This window comes from Chryseobacterium sp. DT-167 (assembly GCF_058310155.1).
Map to the genome: position 1 here is coordinate 1 of NZ_JBZEEQ010000127.1, position 539 is coordinate 539.

At 62.7% G+C, this 539-nt stretch carries 1 protein-coding gene; it reads right to left on the bottom strand.

Annotated elements, in window-relative coordinates; translation table 11 throughout:
* Positions 1 to 539, bottom strand: a 539-nt coding sequence (locus AC4FQ5_RS20105; RefSeq protein WP_491146492.1) for a hypothetical protein, incomplete at both ends; no start/stop codon positions are given.

Here is a 539-nt window from a genome sequence, read left to right on the forward strand (position 1 = left end):
TCGGAATCCGGTACACCTCGTCCGCGAGCTTGGTTACCTCGTTCTTGTTGTACCCAGCAGCAAGGGCAGCATCGATGAACGCCTGACGATTCGATGCCAACGTCCCGATGTACTTGTCCGTCGCCGCCTGGGCGCCCATCGTCGTTTTGTCGACCTCGTACTGGGCTGCTGCGGCCTCCTGAGCGGCGGCAGCGACGTTCGAGAGGGATGACGCGTTGGCGGAACCAGATTCGGTGTTCTGGTCGAGGCTGGCGTTGAACCCGTCGAGGGTGCCGTGCGCCTCCTCATACGCATCCTTCTGCGCCTGCACCTCCTCGGTGATCCCAGCAAGAGCCGCCTGATAGTCCGCGTTTGCAGAGACCGCGTCCTGATTCACACCGTTCGCTTCGTTCACGAGTTCAATGAGGTTGTCCAATTCCGATGTCAGGGTCTCGACCTCGCTTGCCGCGTTCGCGTACGCCTCCGCACTCGACGTTGCCCCGCTCGCCGCAAGCTGCTGCGCATTGTCCACGCCGTTCAGGGCGTCGCTGTAGGCCGGC